The sequence below is a fragment of the Hoeflea sp. 108 genome, from assembly GCF_000372965.1.
Taxonomy (GTDB): Bacteria; Pseudomonadota; Alphaproteobacteria; order Rhizobiales; family Rhizobiaceae; genus Aminobacter.
Genome location: NZ_KB890024.1, coordinates 777,279 through 801,140 on the forward strand (window position 1 = coordinate 777,279; position 23,862 = coordinate 801,140).

Here is a 23,862-nt window from a genome sequence, read left to right on the forward strand (position 1 = left end):
CCATGTCCATCCTCATCACCAACGCGACCGTACTGCCCTGCACCGAGGACATGCCCGTCATCGACAGGGGCTGGGTCCACGTCGAGGGCGACATCATCAAGGCCGTTGGCGGGGGCGATGCCCATGAGATCGCCGGCGCGGAAATCGTCGATGCCGACGGCGATCTCGTTATGCCCGGTATGGTCAACCCGCATTGCCACATGGCGATGACGCTGTTCCGTGGTTTGGGCGAAGACGTCGATGACCGGCTCTACCGCTACATTCTGCCCTTGGAGCGCAAGTTCGTGCGGCCCGAGGCGGTGCGTGCCGGCACGGCCCTGGCGGCGCTCGAACTGATCGAGGGCGGCGTCACGTCGGTCGCCGACATGTATTACTTCGAGGCCGAGGTCGCCCGGATCGTCGCCCAATCAGGCATCCGCGGCGTGCTCGGCCAGACCATCGCCGACTTCGACCCGCCGGATCACAAGTCGGTCGATGAGGGTTTCGCGCTGACCGAAGCGCTGGTCGCCGAATTTTCCGGCCACAACAGAGTCATCCCCTCGATCGCGCCGCATGCACCCTACTCGACCGGCATGGCGACCATGGAGCGCATCGCACGTTGGGCGGACGATCATCCCGATGTGCCCGTGCAGATGCATCTTGCCGAGAGCGACCAGGAGATGGAGTGGGCTGAGAAGACCCACGGCATGCGACCGGTCGAGGTGGTGGAGAAAGCGGGACTCCTGCGTAAGGGCCTGATCTGCGCCCACTGCCTGCATGTCGACGCATCGGACATCGAGCGCATGGCCCATGCCCAAGTCTGCGTCGCCCACAACGCCCGCTCCAACGGCAAGGCTGGGCGCGGCATCGCACCCGTTGAAGCGATGCGCAAGGCCGGCATTCCCGTGGGTATCTCGACCGATGGCGCGATGAGCGGCAACACGCTCGACCTGTTCTCGCAGTTCGCCCCGGTGTCGATGTTCGCTAAGCTCCTGGGCCACAGCCGCAAGCCGATGGCCTCGGTCGACGTCGTGCGCATGGCAACCCGCGATGGCGCGAAGGTGCTCGGGCTGGACGCAAAAGTCGGTTCGCTCGAACCGGGCAAGCAGGCCGACCTCATCCGCGTCAGCTTGGCCTCACCGCGCCAGCAACCGATCTACGACATTTACTCGACGCTGGTCTTCGCCACCATGCCGACCGATGTGCAGGACGTCATGGTGGGCGGCGACTGGCTGATGCGCGACCGCGAGGTGCTGAGCCTCGAACGCAAGAAGGTGCTGCGCGACGCCCTGCAGGTGGCGCAGAGCTTCAAGGCCGAGATGGCCCGTATCGACGCTGCGGGCTGATCAGCCGCGGACGAGCGTCCGACAAATACAGGGAAGGACAACATCATGAACAGATCAGAAGCCTCGGCGCAGCTCGACAAGGTGCTCGCTAATGTCGACGCCAATATTGACGGCAGCCTGGAGCGTCTCTTCGACCTGATCCGCATCCCTTCCGTGTCGACCGATCCTGCGCATGCTGAGGACTGCAAGCGCGCCGCCGAATGGCTGACGAAAGAGCTCGGCTCGTTGGGGTTCGACGCCTCGGTGCGTCCGACCGCGAGACATCCCATGGTGGTCGGCCACGACCGCACGGGGAAAGGGCCGCACGTGCTGTTCTACGGCCACTACGATGTCCAGCCGGTCGATCCGCTCAATCTGTGGCACTCCGATCCGTTCGAGCCGAAGCTGGTGCCTCAGCCCGACGGCGAGACCCACATCGTTGCCCGTGGCGCCTCCGACGACAAGGGCCAGTTGCTCACCTTCGTCGAGGCGTGCCGCGCGTGGAAAGCCATCACCGGCAGCTTGCCGATCCAGGTGTCGGTGCTGTTCGAGGGCGAGGAGGAGATTTCGAGCCCTAGCCTGCCGCCCTTCCTCGACATGACCGGCGCCGAGCTCAAGGCCGACGTCGTACTCGTCTGCGACACCGACATGTGGGACGCCGAGACGCCCGCAGTCACCACCATGCTGCGCGGCGTGTTGAAGGAGGAGATCGTCATCTCCTGCTCCAACCGCGACCTGCATTCGGGCATCTACGGCAACGCCGCGCGCAACCCGCTCCAGGTGCTGTCCGACATCATCTCCAGCCTGCGGACATCAGACGGCGGTGTGGCTGTCGCCGGCTTCTATGACGGTGTCCGCGAACTGCCCGATGCCATCAAGGCGCAGTGGCAGCGCCTGCCTTTCGACGACAAGGGCTTTCTGGGCGACATCGGCCTGTCGATCCCCGCCGGCGAAAACGGCCGCTCGGTGCTCGAGCAGGTCTGGGCGCGCCCGAGTTGCGAAATCCACGGCATCATCGGCGGCTACACCGAGGAAGGCTTCAAGACCGTCATCCCGGCCAAGGCGCAGTCCAAGATCTCGTTCCGCCTCGTCGCCGGCCAGGATCCCCAGAAGATCCGCGACGCCTTCCGCGCCCACGTCCGCGCCCGCATCCCGGCCGATTGCTCGGTCGAGTTCATCGACCACGGCGCAAGTGCCGCGACCGTCATGCCGATCGACGGCGATTTTCTCGGAAAGGCGCTCGGCGCGCTGACCGAGGAATGGGAGCGCGAGGCGGCCGTCGCCGGCAGTGGCGGCTCGATCCCGATCGTCTCCGCTTTCAAGGAAAAGCTCGGCATGGATTCGCTGCTGATCGGCTTCGCGCGCTTCGACAACCGCATCCACAGCCCGAACGAGAAATACGACCTGTCGAGCTTCCGTAAGGGTATCCGTTCCTGGGCGCGGATTCTCGCGGCGTTTGCGGACAACAAGGGCTGAGGTTGCCGGGCGGGCGCGTTCTTTGAGGCTCGCCCGCCGATGGTTTTCGTGACCGGATGAAGGGGTTTACGGGCTTGCGCCTCAGGATGAGGGGCGGCGCTGATATCCCTGACGGTGAGGGCGCTTTCGAGCGCTTCCGCCTCAGTAGCCTTCATGGTTCGACAGGCTCACCATGAGGTGCAGCGCAGTTCGCTACCAAGCCACCTTGTGGCTCTCGCCCGTCTGCACGTTCACGAACCCCTCGGGCACGGCATCGGTCGGCGCAACCAGCACCCAGCGCCACGGCGCGCAGGTGAGGGTGGCGAACTGCAGGCGCTCGGGAAAGCCGGGAAACCAGCGCGGTGAAAACGTCGGCTCGTAGAGCCAGTCGATCTTGTTGGCTTCGGCGTAGAGCGTTTCCATCTCGGCATCGAGCGCCTCGGCGGGACGATTGGTCATCAGGCCGCCGACCTCGTAATGCACGTCGGCCACCACCTTGCCGCCCGTCACCAGTGCCCAGCCGCCCTGGTTTTCCGAGATGCGGTTGACCACTTCGGCCATGGCCGCGTCAGACGAGCCGACCACCCAGATGTTGTGCTGATCGTGCGCCACCGTGCAGCCCACCGCCGTGTCGGGCGTTTTCGGCCCGCAGCCGAGCCAGAACATTTTTGCGACGCGGCCCTTGCCCGAATAGCGGTCGACGACGGCGAATTTGGTGATGTTGCGGTTGCTGTCGCGCTGCACGGCGCCATCGGCAACGGCAAGTTCCGTGGTGATGAAATTGTCGTCCCAATGGAACGGGCGCAGCAGTGCCGCCTGCATCGTCGCGCGGCCCGGTTCGGCAGATATGGCGAAGTCAGCGGCGGTGAGCTTGCGGCCGACATTGACCGTCTTCGTTGCCCAGTCGGGCCAGTCGATGGCAGGCAGGTTGCCGGTAAAACGCTTGCCCTCGGACACCTGTTCGCCGTCGGCCCAGACCTCCGCGATCGACACGGTCGCCGCCTTGTCGAGCAGCACCATATCGGCGAAGCGGCCGGGGGCGATGGAGCCGACGAAGGGTGTCAGCCGCATGTGCCGCGCCGGGTTGATCGACACGCACTGGTAGGCGATTTCAGGCGCCAGGCCGCTTTCGATGGCGAGGCGGACATTGTGGTCGGTCGCGCCCATCTTCAGCGTGTCGGAGGCGCTGCGGTCGTCGGTGGCGAAGGCCACCTGGCTCCAGTCGCGCAGGCCGCGTTCGAGCAGGCCCTTGATGATGTCGGGCATCGAATGTGGCCTGATCTCGACGAAGATGCCGCACCGAAGCTTGTCCCACGCCTCCTCGGGCGTCCATGCCTCGTGGTCGGAGGACAGGCCGGCGGCGGAAAACGCATTGATCGACGGCAGGTCGCGCAGGCCCGCGCCATGACCCTCGACGACGCCGCGCTTCTCGAAGGTCGCCTGGATCATGCCCCAGAGCCGGCCATAGGACGGGTTCTCGGGGTTCCACACCGCAGGCCAGTCCATGACCTCGTCGAGGCCGGCGACCATGGTGCTTTCGCCGAGAAAGCCGATCTGCTCGGCATAACCGAAATGGCCGCCGCCGCCTTCATAGGCCGTCGGCGGCACGGCCGAGCCGGGCAGCGGGAAAATCTTCATCGGCGAGCCGGCGCGGCGCGCCGTCAGCCAGAATTCGAGATTGTTCGGTCCGTTGACGTTGGAGAATTCGTGGCTCGCCTCGCACGTCCAGGTGTTGCCGCGCGGCATGACCAGCGCGGCCTCGTGTTCTGGTGTCAAATGAGAGCTTTCGATGTGCTTGTGCACCTCGCCGAAGCCCGGCACAGCCGAAAGATGGGTGCGGTCGATGGTCTCGCGCGCCGTGCCCGAAAAGCTGCCGGCGGGACCGACGTAAGCGATGCGGCGGCCGCGGATTGCGATCTCGCAATCGTCCATCCAGGTGCCGGTGTGCACGTCGAGCACGCGGCCGAGCTGGACGAGGCGGTCGGCCTCGCGCTTGCCGAGGGCAACGAGGACAAGGTCCTGACGTATCAGGATTTCGTCGGCGGGATCGATGAGGAGATCGGCGGGCAGGGGAGCTGTCGTGGTCATGGCCTCGCCTCTACTGCATCGCCCTCGAAATCGGAACCCGTTTCCGCTGGGCCAGCATAAGGCAAGTTTGATCGAGAGGCGCTGGTGCAAGCATTTCGGCTTGATTCCTGCGATGCGATGATGTGAAGCCAGCGGACTCGATTTGGAATGAAAGGTCGCGCCATGCAGCTGAAGCCTACCCGCAAGGTGATCATCGACACCGATCCCGGCATCGACGATGCGGTGGCGATCCTTTTGGCTCTGAAGTCGGCCGAGTTCGACGTCATCGGCATCACCACCGTCGCCGGCAACATCGGCATCGCCACCACCACACGCAATGCCGGCCGCATCCTGGCGCTCGAAGGCCGCGTCGACGTGCCTGTCGTCGCCGGAGTTTCCGGGCCGCTGTCGCGGAAAGGTTTCGACACCGCCGACATCCACGGCAATGACGGCCTTGGCGGCGTGGCTTTCCCCGATGCGCTTTCACAGCCCGTGTCTGGCGACGCCGTAACATGGCTGCGAGACACGCTGGTGGCCGCCGAGGCTGGCAGCATAGACATCCTTGCGCTTGGCCCGCTCAGCAACATCGCCCGCCTTGTCTCCGAGCATCCGGATGCGGCCAAGCGCATAGGCCGCGTCATCGCCATGGGTGGCGCGGTCTACGAGCCGGGCAACATCGGCCCGCGCGCCGAGTTCAACATCGCCGCCGACCCTGAGGCCGCCGAGATCGTCTTCGCCGCCGGGCTCGACATGACGCTGATCCCACTCGACGTCACCCGCAAGGTCCGCGCCACCCGCGACGACACCGCCCTGCTTCAGGCCTCTGATGTGCCAGCGGCCGTCGCCTCGGGCGCGCTGATCGACGCCTATTTCCAGTCGACCACGGGCGGCGAGAGCCGGCCGCTGCACGACCCCTGCGTGATGTTGCTGGCGCTGGATGAGGCGCTGTTCGGCTGCGAGACGCTGAAGCTCGCGGTCGACACCGGCACCACGCGTGACGCTGGGGCGCTGACGGTTTCGGAAGAGGGCGCTGCGGTTTCGGTGGCGCTGAAGGTCGAGAGTGCTGCGGTGCTGAAGCTGCTCTATGACAGGCTGAAGGAGGAGTAGGGAGCGCGCATCAATTGGCGAAAATGCCCCTTACCGTCACGGCTTCGCCGTAGCGGTAAGGGGCTTTCGGAAAACGAATCCCGCCCAGCCTCCCTGCCGGTTCGCGTCAAAGATCGGCAACTACGCCGCCAGTTCCTGCTCCACCAGGGTCGTCCAGAACCTCACCCCGCTCGCCAGCGCGTCGTCGTTGAAGTCGTAGCGGCTGTTGTGGTGGAGGGCGCCGTCGACGGCGGGGCCGTTGCCGAGCCAGACATAGGCGCCCGGAACCTCCTGGCTGAACATGGCAAAGTCGTCGCCGGCGGTCGACGGCGGGAACTCGGTCATCACCTTGTCGATGCCGAGTGCCGCCTGGGCCGCTGCCAGCGCCCGGCGTGTCGCGTCTTTGTCGTTCACGACAGGCGGCATCTGCCTGAAGTAGCGGTACTCCGCCTCGATCCCGTAGAGCTTCGCCGAGCCCTCGGCCAGCGCGCCGATCTCTTCTTCCAGCTGGTCGCGCACGGCGGCCGAATAGGCGCGTGACGTGCCGCCGATCTTCACCAGATCGGGGATGACGTTGAGTGCTTCGAAGCTGCCGGCTTCCATGGCGCAGGCGCTGACCACCGCCGGCTGCAGCGGATCGACACGGCGCGCGACGATGGTGTGGAGCGCGGTTAGGAACTGGCCGGCTGATGTCATCGCGTCACGGCCGAGATGCGGCTTGGCGCCATGGGTGCCGATGCCCTTGAAGGTGACGGTCCAGCGGTCGGACGAGGCGAGCTGCGGACCCGCCACGACAGCCATGCTGTCGGCCGCGATACCGGGCATGTTGTGCAGGCCATAGACGGCGTCGACGGGGAACTGGCTGAAGAAGCCATCCTCGATCATCGCTTTGGCGCCGCCACGGCCTTCCTCGGCCGGCTGGAAGATGAAATGCACCGTGCCGGAAAAGTTCTTGCGGCGGGCGAGCTCGCGGGCGGCGCCCAGCAGCATGACGGTGTGGCCGTCATGGCCGCAGGCGTGCATCTTGCCCGATACGGTCGACTTGTAGGCGCGCTCCTCTGCCATTTCGGGCATTGCGAGCGCGTCCATGTCGGCGCGCAGCGCGATGCGGCGCGAGCCCTCGCCAAGCTTGAGCGTGCCGACGACGCCGGTCTTGCCGAGGCCTGCCTGCACCGCGATGCCGGCTTCGGCCAGCATCTTCTGGACGATGGCAGAGGTGCGCACCTCCTCGAAGCCAAGCTCGGGATGGGCGTGGATGTCGCGGCGCAGCGCCGTCAGCATCTCGATTTCGCCCTTGTCGTGCCCGGCCGTCGATGTCATCACGCAAACTCCGTTCGGCCCGTCTCATCAATCCGTAGCGCCCAGGGCCATCGGCGCCGCATGTCCCCTTCTGCAACAGAAAGGCCCGTTGTGCCACTCGCTCCGCATCAATTCTGGCAGACAGTTTTTCCCGCGGGCACATTCGACGCCGCACCTGTCGACGGCTTCAGCGACCTCTATCCGGCCTTGCTGCCTGACGGGCGCCAGATCGCGCTGCCCGTCCGCGTGTTGCCGGGCGACGGCAGCCGGGCGGTTGCCTCGATGATCGTCAACCAGGCGAGTTTTGCCGTCGAGGACGCGCTGTCGGATGCGATGGCAGCGCATGCCGGTGCCTATCCGCCCGAAATCGTCATCGGCGTGCCGACGCTCGGCCTGCCGCTGGCCAATGGCGTTGCCCGCCGTCTCGGCCATGAGCGCATGGTGGCGCTCGGGACGTCTAGAAAATTCTGGTACAGCGAGGAGCTGTCGGAGCCGATGAGTTCGATCACCAGCCCGCAGCACGCCAAGCGGCTCTATCTCGACCCGCGCATGCTGCCGCTGCTCGAGGGCAGGCGGGTTCTTGTCGTCGACGATGTCATAAGCTCCGGCACCTCGATGCTGGCGGTGCTGAAGCTGTTGGAGAAGGCGAACATCAGGCCGCTGGCGGCTGTCTTCGGCATGCTGCAGGGAGATGTCTGGCGGCAGGCGATCACGGAATTCGACGCCGGTTTTGTTTCGCATGTCCATGGCGCCATCGCTTCGCCGCGGCTGGCGCGCACCGCGCAGGGCAAGTGGCTGCCCATTCAGGCCTGAAAACGCGCGTTTGGCCGCATCGGGCCTGCGTCAGCTGACCGTGTTTTCCTTGCTTTCGCAATCGCGGCCGCCCTGGCCACTCGGTTTCGGGCAGTTCTCGCCGGTGCAGTCCTGCGACGACTGTGCGTGCGCCTTGGCGATGGGCGCAAGCGATGCGACCGGAAGCAGGCCGGCGATGGAAAAGGCGAGGATCAGCAGGCGCATTTCGCTTTCCTTTCCGTGTGTTCAGGGCAGGTAACGCCTGGCAGTTCGGTTGCTTTTTGAGGTGTACCGGCCAGCGCAGCGAAGCTGAGCATACCCTAATGTTTCGGAGTGCGGAACAAAGGTACATGCATGTCCATGCATGAGCCATGTTTCAGCCCTTCCGCATTTGCATTTGCGGTTGTTGCGATTTCCGTCTAAGGCCAAGCCCATGCTGCACCTGCCAGAGAAACTGCTCGCCGGTTACCGCAACTTCATGACCGGTCGTTATGCGGCCGAGACTGACCATTACCGATCCTTGGCCCGCGAAGGGCAGACCCCCGAGACCATGGTCATCGCGTGCTGCGATTCGCGTGCAGCGCCCGAGACCATCTTCGAGGCCGGCCCAGGCGAACTCTTCGTCGTCCGCAACGTCGCCAATCTGGTTCCGCCCTATTCGCCCGACGGCGAGTTCCACTCGACCTCGGCCGCACTCGAATTCGCGGTGCAGGCGCTCAAGGTCAAGAACATCGTCGTCATGGGCCACGGCCGCTGTGGCGGTATCCGTGCTGCGCTCGACCCCAACATGGCGCCGCTGTCTCCGGGTGACTTCATCGGCAAGTGGATGAGCCTCGTCGCGCCCGCCGCCGAGAACGTCGCCAGCAATTCGATGATGACCCAGACCGAACGCCAGACTGCGCTCGAGCGCATCTCGATCCGTTATTCCATCGCCAATCTGCGCACCTTCCCTTGCGTGAAGATCCTCGAGCAGAAGGGCAAGCTGGAGCTTTTCGGCGCCTGGTTCGACATCTCCACCGGCGAGTTGTGGAGCATGGATCGCGAAACCGGCGATTTCGAGCGTTCGCCCATCACCTGATCGTTTGGCCTCATGCCCAGGGCTTGAGTCGATTGCAGGCTTTGGCTTAGCCTCGCGAACGGGTGACACTGTCGCCCGTTCGCGAGGAGCATGTTCATGACAGTCGTCCCTACGCCCGTGCCCATGCGCCATCAACTCGACGGGCGTCACCGCCAGATGTTCATTGGCGGCAGCTGGGTGGATGCGGCCTCAGGCGAGCGTTTCGAAACGCGCAATCCTGCCACTGGCGAAGTTATCGCCACCGTCCCGCGCGGCGGCAAGCAAGACATCGAACGCGCCGTGGCTGCGGCCCGAACTGCCTTCGACGGACCGTGGAGCCGCTTCAAGCCGCATGAGCGGCAGAAGCTGCTGCTGCGCATCGCCGATCTGTTCGAACGGCACTGGGACGAAATCTGCGTCTCCGACACCACCGACATGGGCCTGCCCATCGCCAGGGCGCGTGCCAATGCCAACCGGGTGCTCGGCATGCTGCGCTTTTATGCCGGCATGGCCACCGCCATCCATGGCCAGACGATAGAGAACTCACTGCCTGGCGACATTGTCTCCTACACCACGAAGGAACCTGTCGGCGTAGTCGGCGCCATCATTCCATGGAATGCGCCGACGGCCGCCTCGGTCTGGAAGATCGGTCCGGCTCTGGCCACCGGTTGCACGATCGTGCTCAAGCCGTCGGAGGAAGCGCCGCTGACCCCGCTGCTGATTGCCGAACTGATGGCAGAAGCGGGCGTACCTGACGGCGTCGTCAACATCGTCACTGGCACGGGCCAGCAGGCAGGAGCGCCGCTGGTGGAGCACATGGATGTCGACAAGATCGTTTTCACCGGCTCGACCGCAACCGGCCAGAGTATCCTCCGAGCCTCGGCCGGCAACCTCAAGCGTGTCTCGCTGGAACTCGGCGGCAAATCGCCTGTCATCGTCTGCGCCGATGCCGATCTTGAGCGGGCTGTGCCGGTCGCTGCCATGTCGGTCTTTGCCAATTCCGGCCAGATCTGCATTGCCGGCTCGCGCCTGTTCGTGGCCCGGCCGATCCACGACGACTTCGTCGAGCGTCTCGCCGCCTATGCCAAGGACCTGCGCATCGGCGACGGCATCGACCCCACGACCGAGATCGGCCCACTGATTTCGGCGCGCCAGTTCGAACGGGTGCAAGGCTATCTGCGTTCGGGCGCGGAGGAGGGCGCGCAGCTCGTCGCCGGCGGCGAACGGCTAACGCAAGGCGCGCTCGCAAAAGGCCATTTCGTCGCCCCGGCCGTCTTCGCAGGCGTCTCCGACACCATGACGATCGCACGCGAGGAGATTTTCGGCCCGGTCATCTCTGCGTTGCCCTTTGACACGCTCGACGAAGTGATGACGCGCGCCAACGACACGCCATATGGGCTCGCGGCAGGGGTGTTCACGCGGGACCTGTCGACCGCGCACCAGCTGTCGCGCCGCCTGCGTGCCGGTTCGGTGTGGGTCAACACCTACCACGCCATCGACCCGGCCATGCCCTTCGGCGGATACAAGATGAGCGGCTACGGCCGAGAGGGCGGTATCGAGCACGTCGACGAGTACCTCAACACCAAGGGTGTGTTCATCCGCATCGACTAAGCGTTTCGCTCAATCCATCAGCTGGTAGTCGTAGAGCTTGCGGTAAAGGCCGTTGGCCTTGATGAGGTCGGTGTGGCGACCCTGCTCGGCGACCCGGCCCTTGTCCATGACCACGATGTTGTCGGCCTGATGAACGGTCGAAAGCCGGTGGGCGATGGCAATGGTGGTACGCCCCTCGGACAACAGGGCCAGCGCGTCGCGGAACAATGCCTCGGACTCGGCGTCGAGCGCGCTCGTCGCTTCGTCGAGCAGGAGGATGTTGGCGTCGCGCAGGATGGCGCGGGCGATCGACAGCCGCTGCTTTTGCCCGCCCGACAGGAAGGCGCCGTTTTCGCCGACCTGGGTGTCGTAGCCCTTAGGCAGCTCCATGATGAAGTTATGTGCGTTGGCGGCCTTGGCTGCTGCGATCGCGTCTTCCTCGGTGGCGCCTTCGCGGCCGAGCTGGATGTTGTGCAGAATCGTGCCGGAGAACAGGAACGTGTCCTGGCTGACATAGGCGATGCGGTCACGCAGTGAATGCAGCGTCGCCTGGGCGATGTCCTGGCCGTCGAAGGCAACTGCGCCGCCGTCGGGGTCGTACATGCGCATGATCAGGTTCATGACCGTCGACTTGCCGCTGCCGGAGGGGCCGACGAGTGCGGTCATCTTGCCGGGCGGAAAGAGGATGTCGAGCTCACGCAGCACCGGCTCACCGTTACGGTATGAGAAGCTGACGTCCTTGAACTCGACTTGTCCGGGGCCGGCGGCCAGTGCCATGGCGCCAGGCTGTTCGGTGAGGGTGAGCGGCCGGTCGGCCAGCTCGAACATCATTCGCACGCCGATGAGGCCGCTTTCGAGCGAAACGCGAACGCGCGCCAAGCGCTTGGCCGGTTCGTAGGCGAGCAGAAGTGCCGTGATGAAGGCCATGATCGCGCCGGGCGTCTGGCCGCCCTGGATGACCAGGAAGCCGCTGACCAGCACGACGCCGGCGATGGCGAGGCCGGCGAGCGTTTCCATGATCGGGCTGGTGCCGGCCTCCAGCGCGGCAATCGAGTTGGCGCGCCTTTCGACGTCCGATACGGCCTTGTGCATGCGGCCGCGCATCAACTGCTCGAGGTTGAAGGATTTGACGATGCGCACGCCCACCGTCGTCTCCTGCATCACCTGGACGATCTGGGCGAGCGACAGGAACTCGGCCTCCATGATCTTGCGCACCCGGCGCAGGATTTGATTGACGCCATAGATGGCGATCGGCCCGACGATGAAGGCGACGAGCGACAGCACCGGTTGCTGGAACACCATCACGGCAATGAGGCCGAGCAAGGTGAACAGGTCGCGCACGAAGGATGTGACGACGAGGTCGAGCACCGCGCGCGCCGCCTGGGCGTTGTGGGTGACGCGGGTGATGAGGTCGGCCGAAGGCATCGAATGGTAGAAAGAGATGCCTTGGGCCAGGATGCGGTCGTAGATCCGGCGCTGGCGTTCGGCAATGATGGCATTGCCGACGCGGCTGAGATAGAGCGCCTGTACGAAGGTGGCGATGCCCTTGGTGATGAAGATCGCCGCCACGGCCGCAGCGATCAGGTAGACTTGGTTGATGTCCCTGCCGATCACGAACTCGTCGGTGATGTGCTTCATGACGAGCGCGCTGGCCGCCGTCATGCCGGCGGTCACCAGCATCGCGGCAATAGCCACGCCATAACCGAATGCGTGCTTGCGGAACGACTCCTGCACCAATCTCCATATCAGCAGGTGATTCTGTGTCGGACGAAAAAATCGAGCCAAATCAATAGGTCCCTGGGCCGCTGTCGTGCGTGCGGATATGTTAAGGGACGGACAGGCCTTCGGAAACCGCCAGCCGTCCGCATCGGACGTTCAATCACAGCCGCGAGAACGCGGTGGACAGGCCGGGCAGGGCCGATTGCTGCCATATACGATTTCGCTTACGTTGACCAAACGATAAAAAACACGTCTTCCAAAAAGCATGCACAACCAGCCAGAGGTGGATAGAATGCAAAGCAATTCCAACAATTCGGGCATTTCCAGACGCACCCTGATCAAGGCTGCCGGCGCGTCCGCCGCGGTTGCAACCGTGGGGCTGCCGGTCCGCCTGTTTGCCGCCGATCCGATCAAGGTCGCCGCCGTCTACACCGTTCCGGTCGAACAGCAGTGGGTCAGCCGCATCCACAAGGCGGCCAATGCCGCCAAGGACCGTGGCGACATCGAATATGTCTATTCGGAAAACACCGCCAACAACGACTATGAGCGCGTCATGCGCGAATATTGCGAGGCCGGCCACAAGCTGATCCTCGGCGAGGTCTTCGGCGTCGAGGACGCCGCCCGTGCGGTCGCCAAGGACTATCCCGGCGTCGCCTTCCTGATGGGCTCGAGCTTCACGCCCGATGCCGCCGTGCCGAACTTCTCGGTCTTCGACAACTACATCCAGGACGCCTCCTATCTCTCGGGCCTCGTCGCCGGCGCCATGACCAAGTCGAAGAACATCGGCATGGTCGGCGGCTATCCGATCCCCGAGGTCAACCGCCTGATGAACGCCTTCATGGCCGGTGTGAAGGAAGTGGCTCCCGACACCAAGTTCCAGGTTGCCTTCATCGGTTCGTGGTTCGATCCGCCCAAGGCCAAGGAAACCGCCTTCGCCCAGATCGACGGCGGCGCCGACTTGCTCTATGCCGAGCGTTTTGGCGTGTCCGACGCCGCCAAGGAGAAGGGCAAGCTCGCCATAGGCAACGTCATCGACACCCAGGCCGACTATCCCGAAACCGTGGTTGCCTCGGCGCTCTGGCACTTCGAGCCGACGCTCGACAAGGCGATTGCAGAGGTTAAGGCGGGCACCTTCAAGGCCGAGGACTACGGCGTCTATTCCTTCATGAAAAATGGGGGCTCGTCGCTGGCGCCGCTCGGCACCTTCGAAGGCAAGGTGCCCGACGAGATCAAGGCCAAGATCGCCGAGAAGGAAAAGGCGATCAAGGACGGATCGTTCACCGTCGAGATCAACGACGCCGAGCCAAAGTCGAGCTGATGATAGCGTTCTTCTCCCCGTTTACGGGGAGAAGATGCCGGCAGGCAGATGAGGGGCAGCGAATGCCTTTCCAATGTCGGCGCTGCGCCTCATCCGGCCCTCCTGGCCACCTTCTCCCCGTGAACGGGGAGAAGCGACCTCCAGCCGCCGCCGCTTCATGACAACTGAGCTCACCCCAGTCCTCCGCCTCTCCGGCATCACCAAGCGTTTCGGCCCGCTGACGGCCAACGACGCTATTTCCTTCGAGCTGAAGCGCGGCGAGGTGATTGCGCTGCTCGGCGAGAACGGCGCCGGCAAGACGACGCTGATGAACATCCTTTTCGGCCATTACGTCGCCGACGAGGGCACGGTGGAGGCGTTTGGCAAGCCGCTGCCGCCGGGCGATCCGCGCGCCGCCCTCGATGCCGGCATCGGCATGGTTCACCAGCATTTCACCCTCGCCGACAATATGACGGTGCTGGAAAACATCGCGCTCGGCACCCAGGGCCTGTGGCGCCCGCGTCTCGACCGAACAGCCGCACGCGGCCGCATTGAGCAGTTGTCGGCCGATTTCGGCCTGGCCGTCGATCCAGCAGCTACCGTTTCCACTCTGTCGGTGGGCGAGCGTCAGCGCGTCGAGATCCTCAAGGCGCTTTACCGCGACGCTCATGTGCTGATCCTCGACGAGCCGACGGCGGTTCTGACGCCGGCCGAGACCGACGCCCTGTTCCGCACGCTGAAGCTGCTCGTTGCCAAGGGCCTGTCGATCATCTTCATTTCCCACAAGCTCAATGAGGTGATGGCCGTCAGCGACCGCGTGCTGGTGCTGCGCTCCGGACGGCTTGCCGGCGAGCGGGAAACCAAGGCGACCGACCGCAAGGAGCTGGCAGCCCTGATGGTCGGCCAGGAGGTCAAGCCGGCCGAGGTCAGCCCGGTCCAGGTCGGCGCGCCCCTGCTGGTGCTCGACCGCGTCTCGACTGCACGCCACAACGGCGCCGGTCTCGACGAGGTGTCGCTGACACTCAACGCCGGCGAGATCACCGGATTGGCCGGCGTTTCCGGCAACGGCCAGGCGGCGCTTGCCGCACTCATATCGGGCACGCAGCGCCCGACAGGCGGCGCAATCTCCGTCGCCGGCCAAGCGGTTGGCGACTGGTCGCCGCGTGCCGCGCTCGGCCATGGCGTCGCTCGCATCCCCGAGGACCGTCACGCCGTCGGCACCATCGGCGATATGAGCGTCACCGAGAATGTGATCGCCGAACGCTACGGCAGCCCGCGCTTCAGCCGCATGGGTTTCCTCGACTGGAAGGCGGCGCGCCGCTTCGCCGAGGAGATCATTGCCGACTACGACGTCAAATGCCCGTCGCCGGAGACGCGTATCCGCCTGCTTTCGGGCGGCAACATGCAGAAGCTGATCCTCGGCCGCGCGCTCGACCCCGAGCCGGCGGTCATCCTCGCCAGCCAGCCAACGCGCGGCCTGGATGTCGGTGCGGTCGCCTATGTCCACCGAATGCTGCTCGCCGCGCGCGAGCGCGGGGCGGCGGTGCTGTTGATCTCCGAGGATCTGGAGGAAATCCTGGCGCTGTCCGACCGCATCGTCGTGATGTCCAAGGGAGGGTTGTCCGCACCATCGTCGCGCGGGGAGCGGACCATTCGGGAACTGGGCGAGCTGATGGCCGGACATGGCGAAGAAGGGCAGGCGGCGTGAGCGATGGGCTGATCCTTGTTGGGGCGGCTCTCGACGTTGCCTCCCTCTGTCCTGCCGAACATCTCCCCCTCAAGGGGGGAGATTGGCAGCTCCCGCCTCGCCGTCATTCTTGCAGCGTTGGCGGTTGGCGCTGGCCTGCCCATAGCATGATCTCCCCCCTTGTGGGGGAGATGTCCGGCAGGACAGAGGGGGGCGCTGCCCCGCTAACGTCTGCCAATCTGAAAGCGTCTCAAGCCGTTGGAAGGCATCATCATGCGGCTTGAACCCAAACCCGCGCCATCGCTGGCTGTCACTCTGCTGTTCCCGCTGGCGGCGGTCGTCGCCACGCTGCTCTTCACTTCGCTGCTGGTGCTGGCCGCCGGCGCTTCGCCATTGTCTGTCTTCTACCTCGTTGCCAAGGGCGCTGCGGGTTCGCAATTCGCCTTGCTCGAAACCCTGACGCGCGCGACGCCGCTGATCTTCACCGGGCTTGCCGTCGCCGTCGCCTTCCGTGCCAAGCTCTGGAACATCGGCGCCGAAGCGCAGCTTTATGTCGGCGGCATCGTCACCGTGGTGCTCGGGACCGGCGCGCTGCCGTTGCCTTCTGTCATCCTCATTCCCGTGATCATGGTCGCCGCCATGGCCGCAGGCGCGTTGCTGCTGCTTGGTCCGGCCGTGCTAAAAACCCGCTTCGGTGTCGACGAGGTAGTGACCACGCTGCTGCTCAATTTCATCGTGCTGCTGTTCGTGTCGATGCTGCTAGAAGGTGTGCTCAAGGACCCGATGGGGCTGGGCTGGCCGCAGTCGCAGAAGGTCATTGCCGAGGCGCAGCTGACGCGCATCATCCAGGGCAAGCGCCTGCATTACGGCTTCGTCATAGCCATCGTCTCGGCCATCGTCGTCTGGGTCATCATGAAGAAAACCGTGCTCGGCTACGAGATGCGCGCCGTCGGTCACAATCCGGAAGGGGCACGCTTCGTCGGCATCCCGGTCAACCGCGTGCTGATGAAGACCGCGCTGCTTTCCGGCGGACTGGCTGCGCTTGCCGGCTTCTCCGAGGTCTCGGGCCTCAAGGGCAACCTCACGCTCGACCTGTCGCCGGGCTATGGCTATTCAGGCATCGTCGTTGCGATGTTGGCGATGCTGAATCCACTCGGGGTGATTGCCTCTGCGATCTTCGTTGCCGGCATCTTCGTCGGCGCCGACGCCATGAGCCGCGTCGCCAAGGTGCCGAGCTACATCGCCGACGTCATGGTCGCCACCTCGCTTTTGACGATGGTGGTGGCGATCTTGCTGACGCGGTTCAGGGTGAGGTGGAGGTGATGGCTGTGATCCTCCGCGCGCCCCTCTGGCCTGCCGGCCATCTCCCCCTCAAGGGGGGAGATCAGCCCCGTATGATGGCCTCGCTCAACCGCCCAAGACGAAGCAGAAACTCCCTGTCCATCGATATGAGCGACGACGCCGCTGAAATTGGTGCGGCGATGGCACCGATCTCCCCCCTTGCGGGGAAGATGGCCGGCAGGCCGGAGGAGGGCCTCGTAGAGCGCCGGCATCGGCTGATGAATGCAGTATCAAGGCGGAGAGCCCTCTGATGGACGCGTTTGAAATCCTCTTCACCGCTTCCTTCTGGGTCGCTGCCATCCGCATCGCTTCGCCGCTGATCTTCGCCACAATGGGCGAGCTGATCTGCGAGCGTGCCGGCGTGCTCAATCTTGGCATCGAGGGCATCATGACCGCTGGCGCCTTCGCCGGCTGGTTCACCGTCTATGCCGGCGGCGACCTGTGGACCGGCGTGCTGGTGGCAGCTCTTGCAGGCGCGATGTTCGGCCTGCTGCATGCGACGCTGACCGTTCCACTGGGCTTGTCGCAGCATGTCGTCGGCATCGGCGTCACGCTGCTCGCAACCAGCCTGACCTATTTCACCTATCGCCTGGCGCTGCCGGAAGTGACCTCGCCGCCCAAGATCGAGCCGTTCCAGCCGCTGCCGATTCCCGGCCTGTCGCAGATCCCCATTGTCGGCGAGGCGCTGTTTTCGCAGACGCCGCTGACCTATCTCGCCTTCCTCGCTGTCGCGGTGGTCGCCTGGGTGCTCTACCGCACGCCCGTCGGCCTAGCAGTCCGTGCCGCCGGCGAAAACCCCTCGGCCGTGGAGGCGCAGGGCATCTCGGTGACCGCTATCCGCATGGGGGCGGTGATGGTCGGCAGCGCGCTGATGGCTGTCGGCGGCGCCTTCCTCACCATGTCGGCGTTCAACTCGTTCTTCTTCCAGATGATCAATGGTCGCGGCTGGATCTGTATCGCCCTTGTGGTCTTCGGCTCGTGGCGGCCGGGCAAGGCGCTGATCGGCGCCATCCTGTTTGCCGCCTTCGACGCCTATCAGGTTCGTCTGCAGCAGATGTCGGGCGGCATCGTGCCCTACCAGGTGTTCCTGATGATGCCTTATGCGCTGTCGATCCTGGCCCTGATCCTGGTGGCGCGCCGCGCCACCTATCCGAAAGCGCTGATGATCCCATATCAGAAAGGCGAAAGATGAGCTTCGACCTGATCGTCAAGGGTGGCACCCTTTCAGATGGAACCATTGCCGATATCGGCATCAAGGGCGACAGGATCGCTGCGATCGAGCCGAAGATCGACGCGCCTGCCGGCCAAGTTGTCGACGCCTCAGGCAATCTTGTCTCGCAGCCTTTCGTCGATCCGCATTTCCACATGGATGCGACATTGTCTTACGGCCTGCCGCGCATCAACGCCTCGGGCACATTGCTCGAAGGCATCTCATTGTGGGGCGAACTAAAGCCGCTGCTGACCCATGAGGCGGTCAAGGAGCGCGCACTCGCCTATTGCGATTGGGCCGTTTCGATGGGCCTGCTCGCCATTCGCACCCATGTCGACACATGCGACGACAGGCTGCTCGCCGTCGAAGCCCTGCTCGAGGTCAAGAAGGAGATCGCGCCCTATATCGACCTTCAGCTCGTCGCTTTTCCGCAGGACGGGCTCTACCGCTCGCCCACGGCACGCGCCAACACCATTCGCGCCTTGGATATGGGCGTCGATGTCGTCGGTGGCATTCCGCATTTCGAGCGCACCATGGCCGATGGCACGCGGTCTGTGACCGAACTCTGCGAGATCGCAGCGATGCGCGGCCTGATGGTCGACCTGCATTGCGATGAGACCGACGACCCGCTGTCGCGCCACATCGAGCAACTGGCCTACGAGACCCAGCGTCTCGGCCTGCAGGGCAGGGTGGCCGGCTCGCATCTGACCTCGATGCACTCGATGGACAATTATTATGTCTCGAAGCTTTTGCCGTTGATTGCGGAGGCCGGCGTGTCGGCGATCCCGAACCCGCTGATCAACATCATGCTGCAGGGGCGCCACGACAGCTATCCCAAGCGCCGCGGCATGACCCGCGTACCGGAGATGCTGAAGGCCGGCATCCGCGTTGGCTGGGGTCAGGACTGTGTGCTCGACCCATGGTATTCGCTCGGCACCGCCGACATGCTCGACGTTGCCTTCATGGGCCTGCACGTCGCCCAGATGTCGTCTCCTTCAGACATGCGCCGTTGCTTCGACATGGTCACCAAGGTCAACGCCGAGATCATGGGCCTCGATCATCTCGGGCTCGAAGTCGGCAAGACGGCGAGCCTCGTCGTGCTCGATGCCGGCAATCCCATCGAGGCGGTGCGCCTGCGCGCCGAGCGGCTTTGTGTCGTGGCCAAGGGCAAGGTCGTGGCCCAGCGCCCCAAGCGCGACACGGCGCTGTCGATCAAGGGCCGCCCGGCGACCATCAACCGTCGCCATGTGGTGCCGCCCCAGGCGAATTGATCAGCGACAATTTGGAGGCTCCCCTCCCCAGCCTCTCGGGCCACGTCACTCCTCCGGGGAAAGGTGCCGAACGTGGCGAGACGGAGAAGGGGGCTGCATGGGCGCGCCCAGCACTGTCGGTCAAGGCCGCTCTTTCTGAAAATCAGCTGGAAGCATAAAGTCGCCAGCTGGAATCAAGTTTGAATGCGAGGCGTCGCCATGAAGCTCAGGACCATCTTGTTGCTGCTTACTGCGGTCGTGCTTGCCGGTTGCGTGTCGGCGGAAGAACAGCGCGCCCGCGACGAGGCAAAGTGCCGTTCCTACGGCTTCAGCCAGCGCAACGATGCTTTTGCCGAGTGCCTGCAGCGCATCGATCTCGACCGCCGCGCCGAATTCCGCGACCGCCAGGCTGCGTTCGACGACTGGAACAGGCCTGTGGTGATCTACCGCCCCGTCGTCGTGCCGCCCAAGCCGTAACCGCTGGTTCTGCGACGCTGGAACGCATGGTCCAGGACTTTTTGCCCTCGCCATGGTGAAGTTCCGGGCATAGATAGGCGCGATCCGGGCCCGTTGCCCGGCGGACGCTGACACCATGACATTTCGACAAGCCCTCGCTCTCCCCAAGAGCAATCTCGTTCTCGCGGGCGTGCTGCTCATGCTTTTGGGCGACTTCATGTTCGCTCTCAACGATGCCATGGGCAAATGGCTGGTCGAGAGTTTTTCGGTCGGGCAGGTTCTGCTGATCCGCTCCATCGGCGCCTTCATCATCCTCGGGCCGATGCTGGCCCGACAGGGGCTTGCGCCGCTGACCAAGGTCGAGCGTCCGGGCCTGCAGGTGCTGCGCGTGGTGCTGGCCACCGCCGACACCGCTTTCTTCTACGCTGCGGTCGCCTATCTGCCGCTGGCAGACGTCATGACCTTCTACATGGCAGGCCCGATCTACATCGCCGCACTCTCGCACTTCTTTCTGGGCGAAAAGGTCGGTTGGCGCCGCTGGATCGCCATCGTGCTCGGCTTCTGCGGCGTCGTCATCGCGCTGCGCCCGTCGACGGCGTCGCTGTCCTGGCCATCGCTTTTCGCCGTCGTCGGCAGCCTGTCTTTCGCCATCAGCCTGATCCTGAGCCGTAAGCTTCGTGCCACCAACGACACCACGCTCGTCACCTGGCAGACCGTCGGCGCACTGGTCATGGGCGGCATCCTCGCCGCAGCCGATTGGAGGCCGCCGAGTGCCGTCGACTGGTCGGCCATGCTGCTGCTTGGCGTCGTCGCCTGCGCGGCACATCTGATGATCACCCGCGCGCTCAAGCTCGCACCCGCCTCGTTGCTCGCGCCGCTGCAATACACGCTGCTGCTGTGGGCGGTGGTGATGGGCATTGTCTTCTTCGGGGACTATCCGGATGCACAGATCCTGCTCGGCTCGGCGGTCATCGTCGTTGCAGGCCTGTTCATCTTCCACCGCCAGAAGGTGGTGGATAAGGCCGAGCCCGAGACAGTGCCGACCAGCGTGCACTGAGGGCGCTGCGCGGGTATTCGCCGGCCCAGTGATCTGTTCGAGTGGGCCGCGCCGGAGTTGTCACCCAGATACGGGGCGCCGGATGGCGAGTCCCGCCTCGGCGAAGAAGTGGGGACCAGCCAAGAGGGAGCCGGTCGAAGCCAGCGCGTCTTGGTTATCGCCCGAGCACCAGCGCCCAGTAGCGTTTGTCGCTGCCTTTGCTCTCGCGCACATAGGCGAGGCCGAATTTGCTGAAGCGCGGGTCGAGCATATTGCGGCGATGGCCGGCGGAATTCATCCACATCGAGAACAGCTTGGCCGGCTCCATGCCGCCATGGGCGATGTTTTCGGCCGCCGCACCTTCGACGCCGCCGTCTTTCATACGCGCGGCGAAATCCTTGCCCCAGCCGGTGGTGTGCTCCATTTTGCCGCTGCGCGCCATGTAGGCCGCTTGCTGCAGAGCCGCGCGCTCCAGCGTCGAGTCGGGGCTCAGCGGCGGCAAGCCATTCTCGGAGCGGATCGTCTGCAGATAGGCGATGCCTGTCGACGACGCGCCGGCCCCATCGCCGGCGACATTGGACCCCGTCTGGCAGGCGGCCAGGAACAGCAGGGACCCAAAGGCGGTCGCCCGCATAACCGTGCCCGTCAGTCGCGCCATGATCTTGTCCTTGTTTCGTCGTCCGTCCTTGGCCGACCGTTGATAAGGCAGATCATGGCTTTTTGGCGAGTGCCGCACGCCCGGCTGGACGCGCCAAGGGTCGCACTTGGACGCGCTAAGCCTTCACCCTTGTCGCCGCCGGATCGAAGAGCGGCTCGAGATGGATTGTCGCCGGCACGCGCTCCATGGCGACCACCAGCTCGTAGTTGCCGCCTGTGAGGAACGCATCGTCGACGCCGCCCGCATTGCGGACATAGCCGAAGCCGATGTTCTTGCCGACCGTGTAGCCGTAGCCGCCGCTGGTGAGGTAGCCGACCGGCTGGCCATCGCGCAGGATCGTCTCACGGCCGACGAGAACGACGTTCTTGTCGTCGACGGTGAAGCAGGCAAGGCGTTTGGTCAGCGGTGCGTTGCCGAGCTTTTCCAGAGGCTTGCGGCCGAGGAAGTCGGTGTCCTTCCTGAGCTTCACCGCCCAGCCGAGGCCGGCTTCGAACGGCGTGTCGTTGGGCGTGATGTCGGAGCCCCAGGCACGGTAGCCTTTTTCCAGGCGCAGAGATTCCAGCGCGCGGTAGCCGACAGGGCGGATGCCGTGCGGCTTGCCCGCCGCCATCAGTGCATCGAACACCTCGCCGGTGGCGCCGATCGGCACATGCAGTTCCCAGCCGAGTTCGCCGACATAGGTGACGCGCAGCGCCCGTACGGTCGCCCCGGCGATCTCGATCTCGCGGACATGGCCAAAGGGGAAGGCTGCGTTTGAAACGTCCGCATCCGTGACCGCTTCGAGTACCTTGCGTGCGTTCGGCCCCATCAGCGATAGCGTGCCGAACTGTTCGGTGACATCGACCAGTCTCGCGTCCAGCCCCGACGGGATGTGATCGCCGATCCAGGCGAGGTCGTGGGTGCGGAAGCCGGTGCCGGTGACGATGTAGAATTTATTGTCCGCCAGCCGTGCTACGGTCAGATCCGCCTCGATGCCGCCGCGCGTGTTGAGCAGCTGCGTGTAGGTCAGGCGCCCTGCCGGCTTCGACACGTCATTGGCGCAGATGAAGTCGAGCGCTTTCTGAGCATCCTTGCCTGCCATCTCGTATTTGGCGAAGGACGACTGGTCGAACACGCCTACCGCCTCGCGCACATGCTTGTGCTCGTCGCCGACCGGCTCGAACCAGTTCTGCCGGCCCATGGCGTAGACGTCCTTGGCTTCCATGCCTTCCGGCGCGAACCAGTTGGGTCGCTCCCAGCCGAGTTTGGAGCCGAACACGGCGCGGTGCGCTTTTAGCCGCTCATAGAGAGGCGAGACGATGTAGGGCCGTCCGCTCGCATATTCCTCATGCGGATAGCCGATCGTGTAGTGCTTGCCATAGGCCTCGAGCGTGCGGTTCGACACCCATTGGCGATCGCGATGCAGACCCGAGAAGCGCCTGATGTCGACCACCCAGAGGTCCAGCGGCGCCTCGCCATCCACCACCCACTGCGCCAGCACCCAGCCGGCGCCACCGCCCGAGGCGATGCCGAAGGCGTTGAAGCCGGCGCCGACGAACATGTTCGCGCATTCCGGCGCCACGCCCAGGATGAAGTTGCCGTCGGGGGTAAAGCTTTCGGGACCGTTGATCATCTGCTTGACGCCGACATCGGCCAGTCCCGGCACACGCTCGATTGCCTGCACCATGTGCTGCTCGAAATGATCGAAATCGTCGTCGAACAGGCGGAATTCCCAGTCGTTGGGCACGTCACCAGTCGTCCAGCCCTGCGGGTTCGGCTCGTAGCCGCCCATGACAAGTCCGCCGACCTCCTCCTTGAAGTAGGTGCGGCGGTCGGGGTCGCGCAGCGTCGGCGCATCGGTGGCGAGACCAGGCAATCTCTCGGTGATGATATATTGGTGCTTCACCGGTTGTAGCGGCACGTTGATGCCGGCCATCGCGCCCACCTGCCGTGCCCATTGGCCGGCACAGTTCACCACCTTGTCGCAGACAATGTCGCCCTGGTCGGTCTTCACCTTCAGTATGCGGCCGTCCTTCATTTCGAAGCCGGTCACGCGCACATTCTCGAACAGCCTGGCGCCATGCATGCGCGCGCCCTTGGCCAGCGACTGGGTGATGTCGGAGGGGCTGGCCTGGCCGTCGGTCGGCAGCCACGAGGCCCCGACCAGGTCCGACGTGTCCATCAGCGGCCACATCCGCTTGACCTCATCAGGTGACACCAGCTGCATGTCCATGCCGAAGCTCTTGGCCGTCGTCGCCAGCCGCTTGTATTCGGTCCAGCGATCCTGATTGGTGGCGAGCCGCAGGCAGCCGGTCATCTTCCAACCCGTGGCGAGCCCGGTCTCGGCCTCCAGCCCCTTGTAGAGTTCGACCGAATATTTGAGCACCCGCGTGATGGACGCCGACGAGCGCAGCTGTCCCACCAGCCCCGCCGCGTGCCAGGTCGAGCCCGAGGTCAGCTTGCCCTGTTCGAGCAGGATCACGTCGGCCTTGTGGTCGCGTGCCAGGTGATAGGCCGTCGAGCAGCCGATGATGCCGCCGCCGATGACGACGATCTGCGCGTGCGAGGGGAGGGCCATG

At 64.7% G+C, this 23,862-nt stretch carries 19 protein-coding genes; 13 read left to right on the forward strand and 6 right to left on the reverse strand.

The window, feature by feature from the left end; translation table 11 throughout:
- The first annotated feature begins 2 nt into the window (after positions 1-2).
- Positions 3-1,325, forward strand: a complete 1,323-nt coding sequence (locus tag B015_RS30385) for an amidohydrolase (RefSeq protein WP_018426346.1) — start codon at positions 3-5, stop codon at positions 1,323-1,325.
- A gap of 45 nt (positions 1,326-1,370) precedes the next feature.
- Complete coding sequence (locus B015_RS0103865; protein WP_018426347.1) at positions 1,371-2,780, forward strand: M20/M25/M40 family metallo-hydrolase; 1,410 nt, start codon at positions 1,371-1,373, stop codon at positions 2,778-2,780.
- Positions 2,781-2,972: 192 nt separating this feature from the next.
- Here the strand turns inward: B015_RS0103865 and B015_RS0103870 are convergent, their stop codons facing one another.
- On the reverse strand, positions 2,973-4,847 hold the full coding sequence (locus tag B015_RS0103870; RefSeq protein WP_018426348.1) for an adenine deaminase C-terminal domain-containing protein: 1,875 nt from the start codon (positions 4,845-4,847) through the stop codon (positions 2,973-2,975).
- A gap of 162 nt (positions 4,848-5,009) precedes the next feature.
- On the opposite strand from B015_RS0103870, the gene B015_RS0103875 reads away from it, so the two are divergent.
- Entirely contained in the window at positions 5,010-5,933 is a 924-nt protein-coding gene (locus B015_RS0103875; RefSeq protein WP_040456505.1) for a nucleoside hydrolase, read from the forward strand.
- Positions 5,934-6,053: 120 nt separating this feature from the next.
- Here the strand turns inward: B015_RS0103875 and B015_RS0103880 are convergent, their stop codons facing one another.
- Positions 6,054-7,232 carry a M20 aminoacylase family protein gene (locus tag B015_RS0103880; RefSeq protein ID WP_018426350.1) on the reverse strand — a complete coding sequence of 393 codons (1,179 nt, stop codon included), beginning with the start codon at positions 7,230-7,232 and terminating at the stop codon, positions 6,054-6,056.
- 90 nt (positions 7,233-7,322) lie between these two features.
- On the opposite strand from B015_RS0103880, the gene B015_RS0103885 reads away from it, so the two are divergent.
- A complete protein-coding gene (locus B015_RS0103885; RefSeq protein ID WP_018426351.1) occupies positions 7,323-8,024 on the forward strand; it encodes a phosphoribosyltransferase in 702 nt (233 codons plus the stop codon).
- A 30-nt stretch (positions 8,025-8,054) separates the two neighbouring features.
- On the opposite strand, the gene B015_RS33200 is transcribed toward B015_RS0103885, so the two are convergent.
- The gene (locus B015_RS33200; protein WP_018426352.1) at positions 8,055-8,228 is read right to left on the reverse strand and encodes a hypothetical protein; all 174 of its coding nucleotides are present in this window, start codon (positions 8,226-8,228) and stop codon (positions 8,055-8,057) included.
- 208 nt (positions 8,229-8,436) lie between these two features.
- On the opposite strand from B015_RS33200, the gene B015_RS0103895 reads away from it, so the two are divergent.
- Complete coding sequence (locus B015_RS0103895; protein WP_018426353.1) at positions 8,437-9,081, forward strand: carbonic anhydrase; 645 nt, start codon at positions 8,437-8,439, stop codon at positions 9,079-9,081.
- Between the two features lie 96 nt (positions 9,082-9,177).
- Positions 9,178-10,671: an aldehyde dehydrogenase family protein gene (locus B015_RS0103900; RefSeq protein WP_026226850.1), complete on the forward strand. Its 1,494-nt coding sequence runs from the start codon at positions 9,178-9,180 to the stop codon at positions 10,669-10,671.
- A 9-nt stretch (positions 10,672-10,680) separates the two neighbouring features.
- On the opposite strand, the gene B015_RS0103905 is transcribed toward B015_RS0103900, so the two are convergent.
- On the reverse strand, positions 10,681-12,435 hold the full coding sequence (locus B015_RS0103905) for an ABC transporter ATP-binding protein (RefSeq protein ID WP_026226851.1): 1,755 nt from the start codon (positions 12,433-12,435) through the stop codon (positions 10,681-10,683).
- 226 nt (positions 12,436-12,661) lie between these two features.
- On the opposite strand from B015_RS0103905, the gene B015_RS0103910 reads away from it, so the two are divergent.
- From B015_RS0103910 to B015_RS0103950, 7 genes are all read left to right on the forward strand, one after another.
- On the forward strand, positions 12,662-13,687 hold the full coding sequence (locus B015_RS0103910) for a BMP family protein (protein WP_018426356.1): 1,026 nt from the start codon (positions 12,662-12,664) through the stop codon (positions 13,685-13,687).
- A 157-nt stretch (positions 13,688-13,844) separates the two neighbouring features.
- Positions 13,845-15,374 (forward strand): ABC transporter ATP-binding protein, encoded by a 1,530-nt coding sequence (locus tag B015_RS0103915; RefSeq protein ID WP_018426357.1) that lies wholly within the window; start codon positions 13,845-13,847, stop codon positions 15,372-15,374.
- A gap of 252 nt (positions 15,375-15,626) precedes the next feature.
- Complete coding sequence (locus tag B015_RS0103920) at positions 15,627-16,676, forward strand: ABC transporter permease (RefSeq protein WP_026226852.1); 1,050 nt, start codon at positions 15,627-15,629, stop codon at positions 16,674-16,676.
- Between the two features lie 268 nt (positions 16,677-16,944).
- A complete protein-coding gene (locus tag B015_RS0103935; protein WP_018426360.1) occupies positions 16,945-17,886 on the forward strand; it encodes an ABC transporter permease in 942 nt (313 codons plus the stop codon).
- Positions 17,883-19,175 carry an amidohydrolase family protein gene (locus tag B015_RS0103940; protein ID WP_018426361.1) on the forward strand — a complete coding sequence of 431 codons (1,293 nt, stop codon included), beginning with the start codon at positions 17,883-17,885 and terminating at the stop codon, positions 19,173-19,175. Before B015_RS0103935 ends, B015_RS0103940 begins: the two co-directional genes overlap by 4 nt.
- Before the next feature lie 198 nt (positions 19,176-19,373).
- The gene (locus tag B015_RS0103945) at positions 19,374-19,631 is read left to right on the forward strand and encodes a hypothetical protein (protein WP_018426362.1); all 258 of its coding nucleotides are present in this window, start codon (positions 19,374-19,376) and stop codon (positions 19,629-19,631) included.
- Positions 19,632-19,746: 115 nt separating this feature from the next.
- Positions 19,747-20,667 carry a DMT family transporter gene (locus B015_RS0103950; protein WP_026226853.1) on the forward strand — a complete coding sequence of 307 codons (921 nt, stop codon included), beginning with the start codon at positions 19,747-19,749 and terminating at the stop codon, positions 20,665-20,667.
- Between the two features lie 154 nt (positions 20,668-20,821).
- Here B015_RS0103950 and B015_RS0103955 read toward each other — a convergent pair whose 3' ends face one another.
- Complete coding sequence (locus tag B015_RS0103955) at positions 20,822-21,304, reverse strand: CAP domain-containing protein (protein ID WP_040456007.1); 483 nt, start codon at positions 21,302-21,304, stop codon at positions 20,822-20,824.
- Positions 21,305-21,419: 115 nt separating this feature from the next.
- A complete protein-coding gene (locus tag B015_RS0103960) occupies positions 21,420-23,861 on the reverse strand; it encodes an FAD-dependent oxidoreductase (protein WP_018426365.1) in 2,442 nt (813 codons plus the stop codon).
- Between the last annotated feature and the right edge of the window lies 1 nt (position 23,862).